The following is a 21,249-nucleotide window of genomic DNA, read 5'->3' as shown; positions in this document are numbered from 1 at the left end:
CCTAAATTACGATTGAAGTAGCCCATCATGCGCCAAGGTCTTCCTACTCTATTATTTGCACTTGCTCCATGCTTAATGACGCCAGCTGTTTTTGCTGAGGCAACACCACCAGCGATCGCGTCATCTGTCACCGACATTGAAAGCTCACTTTTTGAAAAGCATGCCGACTTAACGGCTGTTGAAAAGAAATTAGCCGACAAACAAAACGAAGTCGACAATCAGGCGCAGCAAACGGCACGTCTAGCTGAGTTATCAGCTCAAGCAGAGCAAACACTCGCAAAGGCAAAAGCCAGCCTAGAGCAAGATTACACGCGCATGATTGATGATCCCGATTTCGATATCTCGCTTGCTCAAAAACGCTTCCAAGACGCTTGGAAAACCGTAAAAGAAGGCAAACTTGCGATTTCAGACTCAGAGCAAAAGCAGCAAGGCTTGGTGATGGAGCTTGAGGCTATCCAAGCCGAGAAAGCCGCGGCAGAAGCTTCAATCGCAAACCTAAACCAAGACAAGCTAAGAGCAAGAGCAGAGCGACTAAGATACGAGATCACTCAGACGGAAGAGCAAACTGTTAGCTTTACCAACCGTTGCAGCAGCGATATGACACTGGCGCAGTGTTCAGACCAAACGGTGACTTTGGCACTTCAAAAAGCGGTAAAACAATTCCAACACAGCCTAATCGATAACGCGACTGAATCGAAAACAGTGAAAGAGCACCTTGCGTCTGCTTCGCTGAACATTCACGTTCTGCAACACAAAGTGAAATCCTCTGGCTTCTCTGAAGATAACCGTTACCGAGCGGTGATTGCGGCGAACCTAGAAACTCGTCCAGATAAGAACACACCTTGTCGCCTGCTTGGTATTCAGTCATCAAACTGTTTCACACAAAGCGAGCAACAAGCCAACGACCAGCAAAAAGAAGTTGCTTGGGTTAACTTGGTGGTGCGTTCAAATCAATACAACGACAATGTTTCTATCAACGGCGTGAACTATGGCAGTACACCGGTTGAAGTGATGTTACCGACGGGCCAACACATGGTCACGATCGAAAAAGAAGGCTACCTTTCTTTCCATCAAGAGCTGAAGATAGCCCGCGATCACAACCTACGAGCCGTATTGCAAGCGAAACAGAATTCATTAAATGTCGGCACCAAGTTTGCCGATCCGATGGGTAACGACATTCAGAGCCCTGAAATGATTGTTGTCGGCTCGGGTCGCTACCTACTGGGTGAAAATAACGCACAACAAGTGACGATCAAACAGCCGTTTGCATTAGCCGCGACCCCGACACGTGTGCAAGATTTTAGAGCGTTCGTTAAGAGTACTGGCTATCAGACAGATGCTGAGCTAATGAACACCTGCGACACCTTCACCAATGCCGAGATTACTTCAGTCTCCGACAATGACTGGCAAAAACCGGGCTTCAAACAAGCTGACAACTCTCCGGTGGTTTGTGTAAGCCAAAACGATGCTCAAGCCTACACTCGCTGGTTATCTGAGAGCACTGGCTTCACGTATCGCCTTCCTACACCACAAGAGTGGGAGGCCGCAGCAAGAGCAGGCCAAGACACCAACTTCTGGTGGGGTAACGAATTCCGCACAGGTAAAGCGAATACAGGCTGGGCTGGTACACCTTGGTCAAACGTCAGTACGTCTCCTGTTAAATCATTCATGCCAACACCAACGGGCTTCTACGACATGGTCGGCAATGTATGGGAGTGGACAACCGTTCAAAAGGGCCTAGCCAAAGGTGGCGCGTGGAGCTTCTCTCCTGAAGAAGCAAAAGTGTTTAACGAACTGTACGTACCGCCTTCAACGGCAGCGAACTATCTAGGATTCCGAGTAGTACGAGAGCTGTAGGCTCCCAGTCATAGGCTCAGAACCCCAAATATTTACTCTAGGTTCTCAATTATCACATTGAGCAACATTTATAGGGGAATTCCCCCCTTATGCATAAGCACTCCTAGGAGTAGATTCGTCGATAGAGTAGTAAGTCACTCTGGGTATCAAATTGATGCCTCAGTTTAATTTACCTGACCCTCGTAAATTAGACTGAAAATCTTCTACATGTCGACAAGGCATATCTTGTCTTTAGCCAGCCCCTCTTCAGGCTGGCTTTTTTTTGCCTGATTATCACCCTTTATGCCCATCGATTCTCCGTGATTGACACAGTTAGTCAGCAGTCCGTTTAACTGTCAGTCACCCCTTATTTTTCGTACTCTAATTGCCATTGCAGCGCTATAAGAAACTGATATCATTGCCATACCTCAGCTTACGAGATAAAACCTTGCCAGATCCACTCAACTCCATACATCGTTCTTTATTCGAACAACTTCCAGGCTGCTGGGGCTGCAAAGATACTGACTCGGTCTTCGTGTATGCCAACCTTGCTTACAACCAATTGATTGGCTTAAAACCCAATGAGACTTGTACTGGCTTGACCGACTTCGACATGCCCAGTCAAACCACTGAGTGCGCACAAGATTTCAGGGCTCAAGACAAACATGTAATGGATACACGCAGTACCCTTAAGATTCTCGATATTCACCCCTATCCAGACGGACGCTGGCACGCCCATATCTTTACCAAAACCCCTTGGCTTGATGATGACGACAACGTCCAAGGCACCATCTTCTATGGCCAAGAGCTTACCGATACCGCGATCTTAGAGGTCGGTCATTGGGTTTGTCAGGCCACAGGAACAAAAGGCGATCAGGCATCGCTTGCGGGGTCAGAGCCGCGCGTGTCTAAGCTGCAAAAGCGGCTGACTTCGAGAGAATCAGAGGTACTGTTCTTACTGCTTTTCGGCAAGAAACCACAGTACATCGCGTCGACGTTAAACATTTCAATCAAAACGGTCGAAGGTCATGTCGCTAGATTGAAACAGAAGTTTGATGCACGCAGTAAAAGCCAATTGATTGAGTATGCGTTGGATTCAGGATTGGGCTCAGTGATCCCAGAAACTCTGCTCAAAAAACAGATCTCCGTTGTTCTGCACAGTGACTGATTGACTGTTCAGCTGAAAATCCAGACAAAAAAATGCCGTTGATTTGATCAGTCTAATCAACGGCACTTTTGGATCTGTTAAGCAGCTAAGCGATCAAGCAGCCTAAGGCGCTAGACGATCAATATCCCAACTGTTGTCTTGGCGAGAGAACAAGAAACGGTCGTGCAAGCGGTGTTCACCACCCTGCCAGAACTCAATGCTATCAACACGAACTCGGAAGCCACCCCAGAAAGAAGGCACGGGAATCTCGCCTTTGGCAAACTTCTGTTTAAGCTCTAGATACTTACCTTCTAAAATCCCACGCGCTGAGATGCGGCTACTCTGCTTACTTGCAATCGCGGCCAATTGGCTCTCTTTTGGACGTGACGAGAAGTACTTCATATTTTCCATAGCGGTCAGCTTTTCAGCCGTGCCCGTAATATGAACTTGTCGTTCGAGTGGATGCCAAGGGAAGTGCAAACTGATTTTGCTGTTGTGCTCAAGCTGGTGCGCTTTGCGGCTACCTAAGTTGGTGTAAAAAACGAACCCGTCTTTATCAACATTCTTCAGCAGAACAATTCGTTGGAATGGCTGACCATTTTCATCAACCGTAGCAACTGTCATGGCAGTAGGGTCCGTCAACTTCGCTTCAATGGCTTGCTCTAGCCATAGATTGAATTGCTCAATCGGGTCTGCGGCCAAGTCTTTGCGTCTCAATCCACCCTTAGCGTATTCGCGACGAATATCTGTCAGTTCCATTTGGTTGCTCCTTTTAATTTTTTTGTGATTTTGCGCCGTAATCCTTTGAAACACAAGTCTAAGCCATGGTTTTGTCTCACAGAAGGTGCTCTGTGTTAACAAGATCTCGGTACTCTCTCCATCATATTGATAATCTTTATACAAACCGATGACAAGCTGAGATCCGAGTGACCAAAATACTGCCTAACCTAATGACGCCCTTTGTTTTATTCTCATTGTTATTGGGAGCTGCAGGGCTGACCGCAACCCACTTTATGGCAGTACAATTCCAAGAAAAAATCGTCACTCAGCAACTCGATGAAGCGGCGAATAAAGCCAATCTACAAATCGATTCTGAACTGGATAAATTCAAACAGATCCCGGATTTGCTCAGCCATGACCCGCGCTTGCTCTCTTATTTTGACTCATCACAACGAGCAAACAAGATTTCCGCTGCGCAGCTCAATCAATTGCTGTTTGAATGGTCGAATCAAAGCCAAGCCGACACCATCTATATTCATGACCCGAGCGGTACTGTGGTCGCTTCCAGTAATTACCAAAAGCCTCGCACTTTTGTGGGTGAGAACTTCTCGTTTCGTCCCTACTTTGCTTCTGCCATTCAAGGTAACAACACACAATATGTCGCGCTAGGCGCTCGTTCGAACGTACGCGGTTATTTTCTGTCTTCACCGCTGTATGTTGAGAATCACATTGTGGGGGTTATCACCGTAAAAGTGAGTTTAGAAAACCTCGAAAACATCCTGACCAGCGACGACTTTGAGATCGTAGTACTCGACTCGAACCAAGTGGTCTTTCTATCAAGCCAAGCTCCATGGCTTTATCATTCACTGTTGCCATTAACGCAGCAACAACAAACGGATATCGCACTTCAACGCCAATACGGTCAAAGCGAAATTTCGATCATCGAAGCCTTTCGTTCTTCAAGATCTCAGTCAGAAGCTAGCAACGCCAATCAATCTAGCAACCTTCAATCCAATGAAATCCGAAAAGAGCTCACCGCCAACCAGTTATTCAAGCTTGGTGCTTTTAATCTTTACCCCGCTACCATCAGCAACAACCAGTACCAAGTCGTCGCCCTAAAAGAGACCAGAGCTGAACTTATTAAAATCTTTCAAATCGATGTCATCTTCGTAGTGATTTACAGCTTGGTGATGCTCATCGCTTGGTCGTGGCGCCAGACTTATCTCGCGAAAGTGGCGTTGACCCGACTCAACCAAAACCTAGAACAAACCGTAGATAAACGTACCCACTACTTGAAGCAATCCAATCAACAGCTGCAACAAACCCTTTTTCAATACCAAGAGTCGCAATCCAAGTTGAAACAGACAGAGCAAGAGCTGACACAAACCGCGAAATTAGCGGTACTCGGTGAGCTGTCAGCCAGCATTAACCACGAAATCAACCAACCGCTTGCAGCACTGCGAACCTACAGTGAAAACAGCTTAAAGCTACTGGAAATGGAACGAACCGATTTAGTGAAAAGCAATCTTGAGAAAATGATTGGCCTCAACAACACCATTACCGACATCATCGCGCGACTCAAAGTCTTTACTCGCAAGGTCACCAAACAAGAACATCATGTGGCGAACCTGCATCAAGCGGTCAATAACGCCACTAGCATTCTCAGTGCGCTGATGATCAAGCAAGGCATTACGCTAAGGCTAAGCACGGTGCCAGATGACATCAATATTGCGATTCATCCAACCGAACTCGAACAAGTACTAGTGAACCTGATTCACAACGCGATTCAAGCGCTGCAACAACAAGTTCTTGAACAGAAAATCTTGCAGGAGCAACAAAACCTGGAAAGCGTTGACCAACAGGCTAGCCCACAGATAGGCATCGAATGGCAACTTCATCACAACTCTTGTCAGCTGATCATTTGGGATAACGGAATTGGCATGCCAGATGACAAACTAGAACAGCTGTTCGACCCGTTTTTCACCACAAAACCGGAAGGTTTAGGGCTAGGGCTTTCAATATCGAAACGGATTATTGAAGCGTATCACGGCACGATCAGCGCGAACCGGTTAGAGCCTTCAGGCATGGTATTCTCGCTAAACATCCCGTTATATAACGATAAGGGCTAACACGCCGTTGTTATCGCTGATTAGAAAACGAATCTCACATACTGCTAATCTCACCTACTGCTAAGGAATCGGCTTTTGCACTCTATGCCTAAACTCTATTTTGTCGACGATGAACCCGCCATTCGAGACTCGGTAGAACAAGCCATGCTCATTGAAGGTATCGATATCGTCGGCTTTCCCAATGCTATTGAGGCATTAAAGAAAATAGATACCACGCAAGCCGGAATTGTCATCACCGATATTCACATGCCGGTAATGGATGGCATTCAATTAACGCAAAAGTTGCTGAGCCAAAATCCTCATTTTCAGGTCATCGTACTTACCGGACATGGTGACGTGCAAACCGCGGTATCAGCGATGAAAGCCGGTGCTTACGATTTTCTGGAAAAGCCATTTGTGGTCGATGCCCTACTCACTGCCGTTAAAAAAGCCGCAGATAAGCTCGCACTGGTTGAAGAGAACAACCTATTGCGTAAAGAGTTGGCAATGCAAAATCAGGTTGGCCCGAAACTGATTGGTCAATCACCATCAATGCAGGCATTACGCCGAGAATTGATCACCCTAGATACCAAAACTAACCCACTTCTATTATTTGTTGGTGATTTAGGGACGGGGAAAAGAGTCACAGCACAATACACCCATGATTTACACAGTCATCAAACCGCGGAGCTTTGCCCTGTCGCTGCGTTTAATTTGCCACGCAGTGACGAAGCGACATTCCATCAGTTTATTTTGCAACTGTTCTTGAAGCATCAAGGTGGAACACTCTATATCCATGAGACAGAAGCACTAACTCAGGATCAATGGCTGTGGTTAGCGAACCTAAAACCCACTCTACTTCGTGAAAACTCATGCAAGACCAATGCAACTTGTATCATTATCGCAACTACAGTAGTTCCTACTACAATTACAGGTGAACTGCGCCGATTTAATTTACTACCCTTGGCGCAAAGAACGGAAGATATTGGCTCTTTGTTCAAACACTTTGCTCGTGGTGCAGCCAGTCGCTATCAACTGCCGCCACCCGTGATTACAGAAAAAGAGATCCAGAGACTCATTGCAACGCATTGGACGGAGAACATTCGTCAGCTTCGCCAACATGCTGAACTCAGAGTGCTGACTCAAATTAAGCAGCCGTCGCTCGACAACGATACTAATGAGCAAAATGAACTCGATATGAGCATTGAAGAGCAACAACAGTCGTTAAACCAACGCACCGATAGCTTTGAACAAATTATCTTGATTGAGGCACTACATCGCCATCAAGGTCGTTTAAAAGAAGTACAACAAGAGCTGCAGGTATCGCGAAAAACACTGTATGACAAACTAAGAAAGCACCAACTCGATAAAACAGATTTCAAGAACCGATAAGTCTTAAAAAATATATAAATTCAAAGATTTAAATGAGCAAAATCTTAACATTTATCAAAAGTAAGAATACACTCAATAGGCTTGCACTTTTATTTAGCGAACAAGGACTGTTATGAGTCAGAAAAATTTCAGCAAATTGAACGAGACCGAGCTTGAGTATGTCGATGATAAAACAGCGGCACTACTCCTCAATACGCCCACCAGTGCGCGAATTATGTTGTGGGTGATCGTTCTGTTTTTTATTGCTGCTATTGGGTGGTCTGCATGGGCAGAGATCGACAAAGTTACCGTTGGCCAAGGCAAAGTGATCCCCTCCTCTCAGATCCAAGTGGTACAAAACCTTGAAGGTGGCTTGGTTAAAGAAATCTTAGTTAAAGAAGGCCAACGCGTTCAAAAAGGTCAACAACTGCTGTTAATCGATGACACACGATTCCGTTCTGACTTCCGCGAACGTGAACAACAAGTCGCGAACTTGACCGCCAACGTGTTAATGCTTTCCGCTTCCCTGACCAGTGTTGTCATCAATGAAGAATTCTCTGAAAAAGAATGGAAGAAAAGTGTCACTCTCGATTATGGCAAGCTTGCGTTCCCACCTAAATTCTATGAACTTCAACCTCAACTGGTTAATCGTCAAAAAGCAGAATACCGTCAAGATCTCAATAATCTGAGAAACCAGCTTTCCGTTTTTGATCAACAAGTTGAACAGAAACAGCAAGACCTAGTTGAGATTAAAGCGCGTGTTCGAAACCTAAAACAGAGCTACCAGTTTGCTCGCCAAGAACTGGATATCACCAAACCTCTCGCCGATGAAGGGGTGGTACCACGAATTGAATTACTTAAACTGCAAAGACAAGTGAACGACACTCGCCGAGAAATGACTTCGAGCGAGCTAAAAATTCCTCTTTTACGCTCAGCAATCAAAGAATCCATGCTCAGCCGTATTGACGCCGCACTGAACTTCCGCTCCGAACAACAAGAAAAACTCAATCAAGCCCAAGACAAGCTCTCTGCAATGACCGAATCTGCCGTTGGCCTAGAAGACAGAGTAAACCGTACCGTGGTGGTTTCTCCTGTAACAGGCACAGTTAAAACATTGGGTATTAATACTGTCGGCGGGGTTATCCAACCGGGTATGGACATCGTTGAGATTGTACCAACAGAAGACTCTCTATTGGTTGAAGCGAAAATCGCCCCGCAAGATATCGCGTTCCTACGCCCAGAATTGACTGCCATCGTTAAATTCAGTGCTTATGACTTCACTAAGTACGGTGGTCTAGAAGGCGTGTTAGAGCACATCAGTGCCGATACCACTCAAGATGAAGAAGGCAATAGCTTCTATATCGTGCGCGTGCGCACCGAAAAACACAATTTTGGACAGAACGAAGAGTTGCCAATCATTCCGGGCATGACCGCCTCAGTCGATATCATCACAGGCAAAAGAACCGTGCTTGAGTACATGTTGAAGCCACTATTAAGTGCTCAAAACAATGCACTAAAAGAGTAAGGACGTTGGATGTTTGATAACGCCTTTCAGTACGCAGTAAATAGACAAGAGCAGAGGCTATGAAGTCTCGGATTTCGCTATTGCTGCTAGTTCTTACCTCTTTTACCTCTGTGGCGCTCAACAAGAGCGACCAAAGGTGGATAGATGCGGTGACCAAAACCTACGGCGATAGAGCCGGAAAGCGAGTGGCAACGTGGCGTTCAAACATGACGTCATACGACGGATTAAGTGAAAAAGAGAAGCTCAGGTCAGTGAACCAATTCTTCAACCAGATGTACTTTGTCGATGACAACATACTGTGGGGAAAAAACGACTATTGGGCAACACCACTGGAGTTTTTAGGCAGCAATGCTGGTGACTGTGAAGATTTCACTATCGCAAAATATTTCTCTTTGCTTGAACTGGGCGTCCCAGATAAGAAATTGCGATTAGTGTACGTAAAAGCACTGGAGTTAAACCAATTCCATATGGTGTTGGCGTACTACTCAACACCGAGTGCAGAGCCATTAATTTTGGACAACTTAAACCCTGAAATTAAACGCGGTTCCAAACGCCCAGATCTAAGACCAATTTACAGTTTTAACGGTAAAAACCTTTGGTTGATCAAGTCGGCAGCAGGCAGCGGCAAGTTGGCAGGGAAATCTTCAAGATTGAGCTTATGGAACGACTTACGTTCACGTGAGCGCTCTCTAAAATTAAACAAACCCATTATCAATTACGATGAGTAGGTACAATGACTTTATATAAACAGCTTGTGGTCGGGATGGTTGCAGTGTTCATACTGCTGATGACGTCAGTTTTTATGATCGAATTCAATACCACCCGTGGATACTTAGAGGAGCAGCAACGCTCTGAGGTAAGTAATACCATTAATACTGTTGGACTGGCTCTCGCCCCTTACCTAGAAGAAAAGGACAAGGTGGCAGTGGAGTCTGTTATCAACGCCCTGTTTGATGGCAGTTCTTACTCAGTCGTTCGATTGATCTTTCTCGATAGCGGTGAAGACATTCTCCGCTCATACCCTGTAAAGCCAACTGGCGTACCAGAGTGGTTTACCAACCTAAACCTGTTCGAGCCTGTTCATGACCGCCGCGTGATCACCAGTGGCTGGATGCAATTGGCCGAGGTCGAGATAGTAAGTCACCCAGGCCCTGCCTACGATCAACTTTGGCAAGCATTCATCCGCTTACTGAGCATATTTGGCACGATCTTCTTGCTCGGTTTGGTGTCTATCTCTTGGATCCTTAAGCGCGCTTTACGCCCGCTCTCGTTGATCATTACCAAGATGGATCAGATCGCCAAGAATCAGTTTGGCGAACCTCTGGCTCGTCCAAAGACAAAAGATCTCACCTTGGTTGTCGATGGTATCAACCACATGTCGACTCAAGTTGAACTGGCATTTAAAAACCAAGCGAAAGAAGCTCAGAAGTTACGTGAAAGAGCATATATCGACCCTGTATCTCAGCTAGGTAACCGTGCTTACTACATGTCTCAGTTAACTCAATGGTTAGAGGAGTCGAGCTTAGGTGGTTTAGCGGTACTTAAAGCGGAGTTTATCAGTGAAGAGTACGATGAAAAGGGCTATCAAGAAAGTGATGCCTTGGTTCATCAACTGGCTGAACAGCTGCAAGCTTCAATTTCATCTCCAGATATCACCATCGCTCGTATTTCTAGTGACGAGTTCGGTTTCATCATGCCAAACATTGATGAGAGCGAACTGAAACTTGTCGCGAGCAGCATCGTAAACTGTATCCAGAGCCTAGGTTCAGACCCAACAGGCACTGCGAATCCACATATTGCTCTTGGTGTGACCTACAGCAACAAGCGTAAAACCAGTACTGAAATCATGTCGCTGGTGGATAACGCACTCTCAAGTGCCAAGGCGAATCGAGAACTTGCTTACGGCTACGTAACCGCAGACGATCACGGCGCAGTGATGGGCAAACAACAATGGCGTATGTTGGTTGAAGAAGCGATCATCAACGACCTCATTACCTTCCGTTTGCAGGCTGCAAACAATGCCTTTGGTAAAACGTATCACCAAGAGGTGTTCTCTGCGATTGAAAAAGATGGCGTGCGTTACGGTGCTAACCAGTATCTATACGCGCTAGAACAGCTTGAAATGAGCCACATTCTCGACCAATACGTTATTGAGAAGATGGTTGAAAAGCTCAATGCAAAAGAAGTAACCAGCCCAGTCGCTATTAATCTCTCGCCAAGCAGTATATCTCAACCAAGCTTCATCCGTTGGATCGGTAAGACGCTTGAACACAATGCCTCAATCGCTCACCTGTTGCACTTTGAGATTCCAGAAAACTGCTTCATCAACGTTCCGCACTACACGGCACTTTTGTGTAACACCATTCGCAACGCTGAAGCGGTGTTTGGTGTCGATAACTACGGACGTAACTTCCAATCACTGGATTACATCAACGAATACCGTCCAAGCTATGTGAAGCTAGATTACCTGTTCACACATAACCTTGATGACGAAAAACAGAAGTTTACCTTAACGTCGATCTCTAGAACCGCTCACAACCTAGGCGTCACCACCATCGCGTCTCGAATAGAAACTCAGACTCAGCTAGATATTCTGTCTGATAACTACGTAGAAGTGTTCCAAGGCTTCATTGTTGATAAATAGTTGTAAGGGTTATATCACATGCAAGATCCACTATTGAACTCACTGATCTACGTTAGCCGGTATTACGGGTTAGCTAACTCGCCCGAAGCGTTGATCAATGGGCTACCACTATCAGACGGAAAGCTAACCCCTTTCCTATTCCCACGTTCTGCTGAGCGAGCAGGATTGGTGGCGAAAGAAAACCGTTCCGACTTAGAAAAGATTCCTCACCTGATTCTGCCTGCCGTTTTACTGCTTAAACAAGGTGAGGCGTGCGTTCTCAACAGTATCGATTTAGAGAAGCAAGAAGCGGAAATCATTACAGCGGAAAGCGGAATGGTGCCAATCATCATTCCTGTCGAAGAGCTGAAAGAACAATTCATCGGCCGCTACTTCTTGGTAAAGAAGCAGTTTCGCTATGATGAACGTTCACCAGAGGTTCTAAAAACACGTAAAGGGCATTGGTTTTGGAGCACGATTTGGGAATCTAAAAACATCTACCGAGATGTGTTGATCGCCTCCATTCTGATCAACATCTTCGCAATTGCCGCGCCGATGTTCACTCGCTTGGTGTACGACAAAGTAGTCCCTAACCTCGCCTTTGAAACCTTGTGGGTGCTAGCGAGTGGTATCTTCGTCGTATTCCTATTCGATTTGCTGCTCAAATTGATGCGCAGCTACTTCATTGACGTTGCCGGTAAGAAATCCGATATTCTCATTTCCTCCAAGCTGTTCAGTAAAGTACTGGGGATTCGTATGGAAGCGAAGCCTGCTTCCGTCGGTGCTTTCGCTAAAAACTTGCAAGAGTTCGAATCCATTCGTGAATTCTTTACCTCTGCAACCATTGGCTCGTTAATCGACTTACCGTTCGCACTGATGTTCTTAGCGCTAATTTGGCTAATGGCTGGAAACCTTGTATTCGTTCCCGTTGCTGGCGTGGTCATTTTGATCGTCTATGCATTGCTAATCCAAGGCCCACTGCGCCGCACCATTGAAGAAGGCTCTCGTCTTGCTTCGCAGAAGTACGCAAACTTGATTGAGAGTTTGGCAGGGTTAGAGACGGTTAAGCTGTTCAGCGCGCAAAGTCAATTCCAATTCCGTTGGGAAGAAGCTGTTGCTCACATGGCGAATTGGAATATCAAAAGCCGACGCATCACTGACAGCATCCAAAACACCGCCGGCTTTGTTCAGCAAAGTACTAACGTTGGTATGATCATCTTTGGCGTGTATCTAATTGCAGAAGGTGAACTTACGATGGGTGGCTTGATCGCAGCAACCATGTTGAGCGGCCGAGCGATTGGCCCGCTTGTTCAGCTGTCTTTGCTTTCGACTCGTTACAACCAAGCAAAGTCATCAATGACTCTGATTGAGCAAGTGATGTCGATGCCTGATGAACAAGAAGAAGGTAAACGCTACATTCACCGTCCGATTATTCAGGGCCATATCGCGCTAGATAAAGTGACGTTCCACTACCCAGATTCACCAGTGGCTTCAATTAGAGACTTAACCCTCAATATTAGTCCTGGTGAGAAAGTAGCAATCATTGGTCGTATTGGTTCAGGTAAAACCACACTAGAACGTCTGATTATGGGCCTGTACAAGCCCACAGAAGGCCATGTACGTATTGATGAAACGGATATGGAGCAACTGCATCATGTCGACGTACGACGCAATATAGGTTGTGTTCCGCAAGACAGTAACCTGTTCTACGGTTCAGTAAGAGACAACATTACTTTAGGTCGTCCTTTGGTGGATGACCGTGACGTGATGGATGCAGCAAACCGTGCAGGGGTAACCGCGTTTACTCAACAAGATCCTGCAGGTTTGGAACGCCAAGTGGGTGAAGGTGGTGCCTTGCTGTCTGGTGGTCAACGTCAGTCAATTGCCATTGCTAGAGCCTTCCTTGGCCGTCCGCCAGTGTTGTTGATGGATGAGCCGACCAGTGCTATGGATAACCGTTCAGAGATGCACATCAAACACCAACTTAACCAATTGCTACCAAGCGAGACGTTAATTCTGATTACACACAAAACGTCGATGTTGGACATTGTCGATCGAGTGATCGTAATGGAGAAAGGCTGCATCATTGCAGATGGTCCTAAAGCACAGGTTCTTTCAGACCTTAAACAAGGCCGAGTGAGAGCGGTTAGCTAAAACGCGCAATCCACCTAAATAAATCATTATCAGTAGAAAGCAAAAGGGGAGCATCAACTCCCCTTTTTCTATTTGTCAGTATCGACACCTAGACAATACGTCACTTTGTGTTCAGCACAAAAGTCTACAAAGCAATATCCTCTTGCTCCATCTTAAACGAACATTGGATCTCGTATTGGTTGAATGAGAAAACACTTCCGCCGTGGGTCCGCTTGGTTGTGACTGTCTCATCACCAAATTGAATCGTCACTCGGGTATACACTTTTTCGTGTACCTCTACCGTGCATTCAGCAAGATTGGTTTCAAACTCTGCTTCGAGTGTATCTAACTGCGACTTTGTGTTTTCAATTGCGAGGTTGTTCTTCTCACGTTGCTGCTCTATTTCTAGGGCTTGCTCTTCGCTTCTCTCTGCTTTCGGGCGCTTCTTAAATTCTAACTCTTGGCGAATCACACCCATGGTTTGCTCTTGAGTGTATTTATAAGTTTCCTTCAGCTCAGCTATCTTTTGGCGGTAACCATCGTAGCGCGCAAAACCATGTACCTTAGTTGCGGTGTCTCCCTCAACACCTAAGAAGACACATTCTACTTTTCCGCCAACTTTGGCTTCACCACCGCTTAGCGTGCCGTGTTTTTTCAAGCTGTCCATCACGATAAGGTTGTTACCACAGCGAATGTCGTTACTCATACTGTGCACACCAAGTCGAAGGTCATTGGCCGTTTGTAGCTCGGCATTCTGTGCGTAGCTTGCTGTGATAGAGCCTTTACTGAATACCTTACAACTTTTTGGCTCACCCTCTTTGGTCGTGTGGCCGATAATGCCTTTCGCGACTTTGATATCCCCCTGAGCTTGCACTTCGGCCGATTCGATAAAGCCACCAACCGTAACACTTCCGGTCGCCTTGACGATCATCCCCGGCTCGATGTTGCCAGAGACAAAGACATTACCTTTAAATTTAACGTGCCCAGTTGAGACATCGACGTTGCTGACACATAAGGCGTCATCCACTTCGATGGTTCGGTCTTTAATGATGGGCAATCCAGGGTGTGAGGCGAGTAGTAAATTGGGATCTTCAGGGGAGATGTAAGTGCCCTTTCCAGGCTTGATTAAACTGTCTTGTCCAGGAAGCGGTGGGATAATTCGGCCTTGAACGGTAAAGCCAGCGATGCCTTTGGTAGCGGGGGTTCGTTTCATTAAGTGATCATTTTGACCAACGGTAATGGTTTGTCCCAAGTCTCGCATATCAATCTTGCCTTCGTCTTTACTGCGAGGCTTCAATACTTGACGAGTAATATCTTCAACCAAAGCGGCAAACTTAGCGTCTTTACCTTTTACTGGTTGTGTCCCTTTAGCGGCTGGCTGAGTAAACTTTTCGCCGGGCTTAAGTTTGCTACTCATCATCAGAACTTTTCTGAGCGCTAACTTATTTATTCCTTTTGTTATTTGAGCTTGAGATAAACAATGAATGATGTCGCTGCCACGCAGTGGGTGTCCATTGTAGGGACCAGTGACCACGAGGCTCGCCAACATCTCATCATCAGACAGTTCGACCGCAACAGTGGCATTTCGAACTTCGGCAATCAAGATTCCTTCATAAGCTTCACCCTTACCTTCTTTAGCAAGAGTAACGAAACGCAACACCTCTTCTTCGAAAAGAAAATAGTTTGATGCATTCAAAGCTTCCAAGGTTGGTGGCAGCGTCTTGTTATCAAAGCTTGCGTCAACCACAGTCCCGGTTGGCAGACATGCCATTACTTGTTGCTTGTCTTCCGACAATGTAACGATGTTATCCCACATTCGAATTGAGTATCCCTAATGACTCAGTTGTTATTCAGTCTATATAATTCATTCTGCGCTGAGTATCACATTATTAGAATAATCAGCGTCACATCACTTACTTTCGATTCTGCAAACATGACTCATAAATAAGACTTACACATTTTATGATCTGCTTCGCCTTTACAAATACATAGGAAAATTTTCAGAATATTTCGTGCGATTGAATGTTGATTCGATGTAGGGCTAGATAGTAAAGGCGAATAGCTTTAGAAGATTAAAGGCTGTACTGGAGAGATAAAACAGAAATGATGTAACAGATAATCAGGGTAAAAACGGGTTTCAATATGGAGCTTCAGTTTACAGTGTAAATCCAATATTCTAATTTACACTGTAAATCTAATTTGTTGCGGTCAGTATATTTAAATGATGGCTAGCCTATTTACACTGTAAATTTGCTAACAGAGCATCGACATCTTTACGAAACTGAATCTCTGCTTGTTTACGACCAACAAGATTAAACTGTTCAACAAAAGTCCCCCACTCTTTCTGCTGAACAACCTTTGCGATGAGTAAGTCAGAAATACCTATGTTTCGATCGTTACTGAGTAGAATCAAGTTCAGTACGCTGAAGCTGATCGCATCATAACTGTTGCCACCGTTCACGTAATTTCTAACTAACTGAGTTTCAAACTCACTAACGGTGTGAACACTCTTTGGCAGCAGTGCTCGCACCATATCGGTTTCAAGTGAAACCAAAGAACCTGAAACAAGAAAACAGTAGCTACGCTCGAAGTGATTTTGAACTTGGTTTATCCAGCCTTGAGAGTTTGAGTTAAGCGCCTTAACCATCAGAACCGAGTGACAGCCACTGGCCTGATCTCGCTGGTGGCCGATGTGCACAGCTTCAAATTCACTACCACGCCAAAAAGAAATCAATTCGCTGGTCGCGCCAAAGCTTGTCGCCAGATAATCTGCTTGGCTGGTTTGCTGTGATAACTGAGCCAACATCCAACGGCCAATACCCAAACCTTGATGACGTGCTGAAACAGCAATGCGCATAACTCGAAGGCACCGACTGGTCGCCGCCTGAGTACAGCCAAATTGGTTTGCCAGTAATACAGGGGCAAGGTGACCTTGAGGCCTGCGTTTTCCAAGTTGAATTTGAGTAATCAACTCGCTGTCCAAACCACCCTCTTCCGTCACCAACATACAACCTAAACATTCACCTTGCTGCCAAGCGGCGTATAAACGGATTGCTGGATTGTTGAGAAACTGCATTAAGTCATTAGGCGAGGTCTGATAGTGCGCATCCACAAGAAGAGAAAAACATTGTTGTAGCTGCTCAGGATTAGCCAAGCATTCTGCTTTTGATAACTCGACTAAGTTTAATTTTTTGATTGCGTCAGCAGAAAAGCCATCGAGTTCATCAACCGCCGATTCAGTGACTGATGCGTCATTACCAAGTAGAAAGCAATCAAACAACCAATCCTCTAGCGGATCTTTGTTATTCCAACGAATCGGTTGTTCGAGCTTAAAGCCTTTCCACCCCGGACGATGCTCAGAAAGCCAAGACTCAAACTTAATACCGAACCCTCGTCCACTGCCTTCGTAACCGTGTACCGTGGTCGAAAAAACCATACGGTGATAGATGTCGACCATGGATTTAAGCATCGGAATTGGAATTGTAGCCGCTTCGTCAACAAATAGAAGGTCACAATCGGGCTTGGATTTAAGTAATTCATCTGGCGCGACGAATCTCAAACTTCCCCCTTGATGGCGAATGTGAGTAGCGTTGACCACTTCGCAAGATTCTAACCCTTGGCCAGCATGAGAAAATACCGGCTCTACCGCTTTCACTGAAGGTGCAGTAACAATAATATTAAAACCGTGACGCTCAACTAACAGCTGCGCTGCGGCAATACCCAATGTCGAGCTTTTACCACGCCCTCTATCCGCAGTGAGAATCAAAGGACGTTTACGATGTCCAGACACCACTTTTTTGACTAATTCAACAGCCGTGTTTTGCTGTTCAAATTTATCCAATCCGTTTTGGGCGCTTTGCATCTGAGGAAGAGCGTGAGTTGCTTGAACTACATCGCCGGCTTCATTGTGTTGTGAAACAGAAATCAGTTTATCGAAATGACGTTTTAACCAACGTTGGCCAAAGCTTTCACTATCTTCAGAGGCATTAACTTTTGGCGGCAACACCAACAACAACCCACCACCAACTAACGAACCCAACGCGGCACTAAAACCATTCGCATCGAACTGCTCTCTAAAATCACAAACAAGAACTTGGCACTCACGACCAAGCAGTTGTTGGCCTTTTTTTACTGGAGCATGAATCACACCTTCAAATGGCGTACCGCCAATCTGGAAGATGCTCGGACTGTGTGAGTCTTGAAGGAAAGTAAAAACAGCTGAGTTTTGCCAATCAAATTCGCCATCAAAGACCACGCCGTAACGGTGATCGTTATGTTGAGCAATATTAGAAAGTGTATGCAGAAAAGTGTTGGTTGGGTTTGTCATAGTTAGCGTCCAGATTCATCTAAACACAGTTTATCACAGCCAAATAAAAAGCCGCATTAAGCGGCTTTAGAGGAGTAATGAAAAGTCGTCGACTTAGTCGAGCTTCGATTGAACGAAGGCGAGGATTTCTTCCATTGTTGCATCATCAACTTTCTTAAGGTTCAACGCCAAGTTTGAACCCTTGCGGCTGTATGATGCGCGGCCCTTAATAAGCTCAACTTTTGGAGAAGCTTTCTTCGCTGGCGCTGGCGCCAATTCAAGAATCCAACCTTCCAAAGTTTCTGTCACGTCTTTGGTTAGACGAGTTACGCCTTGAGCTTCGCTACGCTGCCATACAAAACCTTCAGAAGCATCACACTTAGTCAGCAGTGTTTGCTGCTGTTCACTCGTCAATCCACCAAACTGCTTGTGTAGTTTAACAATGGTTGGACGACCAAGGTCGCTCACATTTGGGTAAGCTTGTAGCAATTCAAGTGGTAAAGCGGCTGCTTTCAATGCACCACTCACCAAAGCTTCACTGCACTGGAACATTTTCGCCAGTGCTTTCTGGTCTTCAGCTTCGCCTTTATCTAGCTTCGCTTGCATCTCTTTGCCCTTCTCATAAAGAGAAAGCGGTTTATGAGCGTTAGCTACGTCTGATAGGAATTTAGCGTGTTCGCCGTTAATGTTTTCAGCAACATAGATTAGGAACTCTTTGTCAGCCAAAATACATGACATACGACGACGGCTACCATCAAGAACTTCAATCTTACCGTCTTTGTTCTTACGACCAACTGCTGGGTATTGCTGACCACGTTCTTTCAATGTTGTAAGAACATCAGAAAGCGCATGCTCGTTTAAGAAAGATTGCTCACGAGCGTTCTCTTCAAAAACAACCGTTCGAGTAGCCACTTCAGCCGCAGGAATTCGAACCAATTCAAATGAAACCAAATCTTCGCCAGCAACAGAAAGCTCAATCACTTGAGCCTGCTCTTTTGCCGCTGTTTGCGCTTCTTGTGGTGTTGCTACGCGACGTTTGTTTGCTTTACCAAATAGCTTTGCATTTAAGTCAGATGTTTTAATTGCCATTGTTGTTATCCCTGATTAAGTGAAGGCCAGTTGCTATGTAATACGCGCTCTAATTCTAGAGCACTTTTTTGTACTGCGTCTTGAGCAACAGCTAGAGTTTTCTTACCGCCCTCAAAGTCGCTCACCGTTAGATCGAAAACCGTGCTGTAAGTGTCGGCACAGGTTTCAAAAGCACGGCTTCTTGGAATGGTTGCCATCATTACTTGGTCATTCAACAGGTAGTTCATTTCAGTCAGAACTGACACCTGTTTCTTGTTGTCGTCTTCAAACATGGTTGGCATTAGACGAACAAATTCGAGCCCTTTCCAGTCATCCGGGAACATTTCGTAAACCGTTGGTAAGTGCTGGAAGAAGTTAACCGTTGAAGCCCAATCCAAACGCTTAGCTGCACATGGAATCAGAAGTGCGTTCGACGCGTACATTGCATTCCATACTAGAGGGTCAACGTGCGGGCCGGTATCAATCATAATCACATCGAAGTCATCGGCGATTTTGTCGATAAGCTTCTCTTTTAACAGACGAACAATATCAAGTGACTGATCTTGTGAAAGGCTTTGCCACGCTTCAGCGTTAAACATCGCATCTTCTGGGAAAGCAGAAATTGTCTTCAGGTTTGGATACTGAGTTGGCAATAGTACGTTCTTACGAAGAAACTCTAGATCGACATCTTGGCCTTCAGGCACGTTGTCCAACATGATATCGACGGCAGAATAGATGCTGTCGTGCTCTGCCCCACTAATTTGTGGATTTAGGAACAGACGCAAAGAGCCCTGTGGGTCCAAGTCAATCAGACAGATACGGTAGCGCTTATCCAAATTCAGAGACAAACAAGCGGCTAAGTGAACTGCTGTCATTGATTTACCCGTACCACCCTTCTGGTTTTGTACGTTGATAATCCATGGCTTATTGTCAGCGTGCTGCTTACGTTCATGGAACTTCGGCACTTCTGCCGCGTCCATCAACATGTGAGCTTCTGTCAATGAAATCGAGTAATGATTAGCGTTGTTCTTTGTGAACTGATGGCCATCAGCTTCAAGTTTAGTGATCGCTTCATCGAGCTTACGACGCGTTAAACCAGAACGAGTCTCCATCATAGCTTTAGACATTGGAGGGAAATGTTCATCACTTCGCTCTTCCAAAATAATCTCAATTCGGTCAGCCTGAACTTGTTGAGTTTGTTCGGCTAGCTGATAGAGCTTATCAATCGTTTGTTCTCTTTTCATTGCCAGTTTCCGTAATGATTAACTAAGTACAAAATTGTACAGCGATTAACAACAAACACAACAAAAACATGAACATACATTTATGAGTAAAATCACATAAAATAGACCGCGTTTTTACAATTTGATGAAACATCGCCTTAGACAAACACAAAAATGACTGTTTCTATCATGTATAACCATGCTATTTCTAGTCTACATTTTAAATGTTACAGCATCACTTATTTACAATGTAAATGGAATTTCAACGAAAAACCTTCGGAACGATTGAAATACAACCGTAGATTACGGTTGGTGTGATTTGCATTCGAATTTATAGATTTTCAATCCAATAAAAATTAAAAAACACTCAATGACCAAAAAATTCAAAACAGAAGAGAAGATGGGGTGTCAAAAAACAACAGAGGATTGGAACCTAACCGGAAGAATGATCATGGAGCACATCCAGTGTAAGATAATTGATAACGCCAAATTATGAAGCATGATCAAGGCGTAAACTGAGCAATATTGATCCGAACAACTGCACATTGAAAATGATCAACCTCCGGAAAAATGATCAAGTAAACATAGTTCCGGAAGCATGTAATTTATGAACTAAGTTACGGACAAATGCTTTTGGAATGGGGATTCAACGCCTATAAGGGCTCAATGATTGAAAATTCAATCGACACAGACCAAGAATACACAAACATGACAATTTCATGATCATGCTTCCTAGTTAAGACCCACCCGCTCTAAATACATCAAAGCAATCCATTTCCGCCGGATACAGACTAAATTTTGCACTCAATAGGGTAGGAACGATAAAAAAGTATGCTCTCTTGATCATTGTTCCGATAGATTGGCCACCACAAGTGTCCACTTAGACAAGTCAAAAGCGACTTAGAAACCGATGTTGAATTCCGATCTGTGGATAAGCTGTATAAGTATAATGATCATGCTTTCGAACCGATAATGATCATGCTTACAATGACTTAATGATCATCGTTCTGATGTTCTGTGATCATGCTTTCTTAAGTTTAATGATCATAGTTTCGGAACCTTTATGATCATGCTTTCCAAGGCGATTTATTTTAATGCTTTAAATTCAGCCACTTATAAGCAAAGTTACGTCCAGATCATTAGATCACTTAATCATTTAAGATCATATTAATCAAAAAGATCAGTTATT

General features: G+C 44.9%; 13 protein-coding genes. 8 read left to right on the top strand and 5 right to left on the bottom strand.

Translation table 11 applies throughout. The annotated features are described in order from the left end of the window. Positions 1-27: 27 nt before the first annotated feature. Both AB4493_RS05215 and AB4493_RS05210 read left to right on the top strand, forming a co-directional pair. Positions 28-1,857 carry a formylglycine-generating enzyme family protein gene (locus AB4493_RS05215; RefSeq protein ID WP_017065148.1) on the top strand — a complete coding sequence of 610 codons (1,830 nt, stop codon included), beginning with the start codon at positions 28-30 and terminating at the stop codon, positions 1,855-1,857. 364 nt (positions 1,858-2,221) lie between these two features. After that, positions 2,222-3,004: a helix-turn-helix transcriptional regulator gene (locus AB4493_RS05210; protein WP_032547136.1), complete on the top strand. Its 783-nt coding sequence runs from the start codon at positions 2,222-2,224 to the stop codon at positions 3,002-3,004. A 102-nt stretch (positions 3,005-3,106) separates the two neighbouring features. Here the strand turns inward: AB4493_RS05210 and pdxH are convergent, their stop codons facing one another. Continuing rightward, positions 3,107-3,742 carry a pyridoxamine 5'-phosphate oxidase gene (pdxH, locus tag AB4493_RS05205; RefSeq protein WP_017061203.1) on the bottom strand — a complete coding sequence of 212 codons (636 nt, stop codon included), beginning with the start codon at positions 3,740-3,742 and terminating at the stop codon, positions 3,107-3,109. Between the two features lie 167 nt (positions 3,743-3,909). On the opposite strand from pdxH, the gene AB4493_RS05200 reads away from it, so the two are divergent. The 6 genes from AB4493_RS05200 (at position 3,910) to AB4493_RS05175 (ending at position 13,484) form a co-directional block, all read left to right on the top strand. After that, a complete protein-coding gene (locus tag AB4493_RS05200; protein WP_136974554.1) occupies positions 3,910-5,832 on the top strand; it encodes an ATP-binding protein in 1,923 nt (640 codons plus the stop codon). 84 nt (positions 5,833-5,916) lie between these two features. Beyond that, a complete protein-coding gene (locus AB4493_RS05195; RefSeq protein ID WP_372154624.1) occupies positions 5,917-7,203 on the top strand; it encodes a sigma-54-dependent transcriptional regulator in 1,287 nt (428 codons plus the stop codon). 112 nt (positions 7,204-7,315) lie between these two features. Then, positions 7,316-8,707, top strand: a complete 1,392-nt coding sequence (locus AB4493_RS05190; RefSeq protein WP_017061206.1) for an HlyD family type I secretion periplasmic adaptor subunit — start codon at positions 7,316-7,318, stop codon at positions 8,705-8,707. 59 nt (positions 8,708-8,766) lie between these two features. Next, complete coding sequence (locus AB4493_RS05185) at positions 8,767-9,435, top strand: transglutaminase-like cysteine peptidase (RefSeq protein WP_019823329.1); 669 nt, start codon at positions 8,767-8,769, stop codon at positions 9,433-9,435. Between the two features lie 5 nt (positions 9,436-9,440). Further along, positions 9,441-11,351 carry a LapD/MoxY N-terminal periplasmic domain-containing protein gene (locus AB4493_RS05180; protein ID WP_372154611.1) on the top strand — a complete coding sequence of 637 codons (1,911 nt, stop codon included), beginning with the start codon at positions 9,441-9,443 and terminating at the stop codon, positions 11,349-11,351. Between the two features lie 18 nt (positions 11,352-11,369). Continuing rightward, on the top strand, positions 11,370-13,484 hold the full coding sequence (locus AB4493_RS05175; RefSeq protein WP_017065144.1) for a type I secretion system permease/ATPase: 2,115 nt from the start codon (positions 11,370-11,372) through the stop codon (positions 13,482-13,484). Between the two features lie 124 nt (positions 13,485-13,608). On the opposite strand, the gene AB4493_RS05170 is transcribed toward AB4493_RS05175, so the two are convergent. From AB4493_RS05170 to AB4493_RS05155, 4 genes are all read right to left on the bottom strand, one after another. Continuing rightward, a complete protein-coding gene (locus tag AB4493_RS05170; RefSeq protein WP_372055654.1) occupies positions 13,609-15,279 on the bottom strand; it encodes a FapA family protein in 1,671 nt (556 codons plus the stop codon). A gap of 417 nt (positions 15,280-15,696) precedes the next feature. Further along, positions 15,697-17,790, bottom strand: a complete 2,094-nt coding sequence (locus AB4493_RS05165; RefSeq protein WP_372154610.1) for a GNAT family N-acetyltransferase — start codon at positions 17,788-17,790, stop codon at positions 15,697-15,699. Positions 17,791-17,883: 93 nt separating this feature from the next. Continuing rightward, a complete protein-coding gene (locus AB4493_RS05160) occupies positions 17,884-18,858 on the bottom strand; it encodes a ParB/RepB/Spo0J family partition protein (RefSeq protein ID WP_017065141.1) in 975 nt (324 codons plus the stop codon). Between the two features lie 5 nt (positions 18,859-18,863). Then, entirely contained in the window at positions 18,864-20,081 is a 1,218-nt protein-coding gene (locus AB4493_RS05155) for a ParA family protein (protein ID WP_017061213.1), read from the bottom strand. Between the last annotated feature and the right edge of the window lie 1,168 nt (positions 20,082-21,249).

It is taken from the genome of Vibrio sp. 10N.222.55.A1 (assembly GCF_041473835.1).
Taxonomy (GTDB): Bacteria; Pseudomonadota; Gammaproteobacteria; order Enterobacterales; family Vibrionaceae; genus Vibrio; species Vibrio crassostreae_C.
The sequence above is the reverse complement of the archived record's forward strand: the minus strand, read 5'-3'. Positions and strand labels throughout refer to the sequence as shown.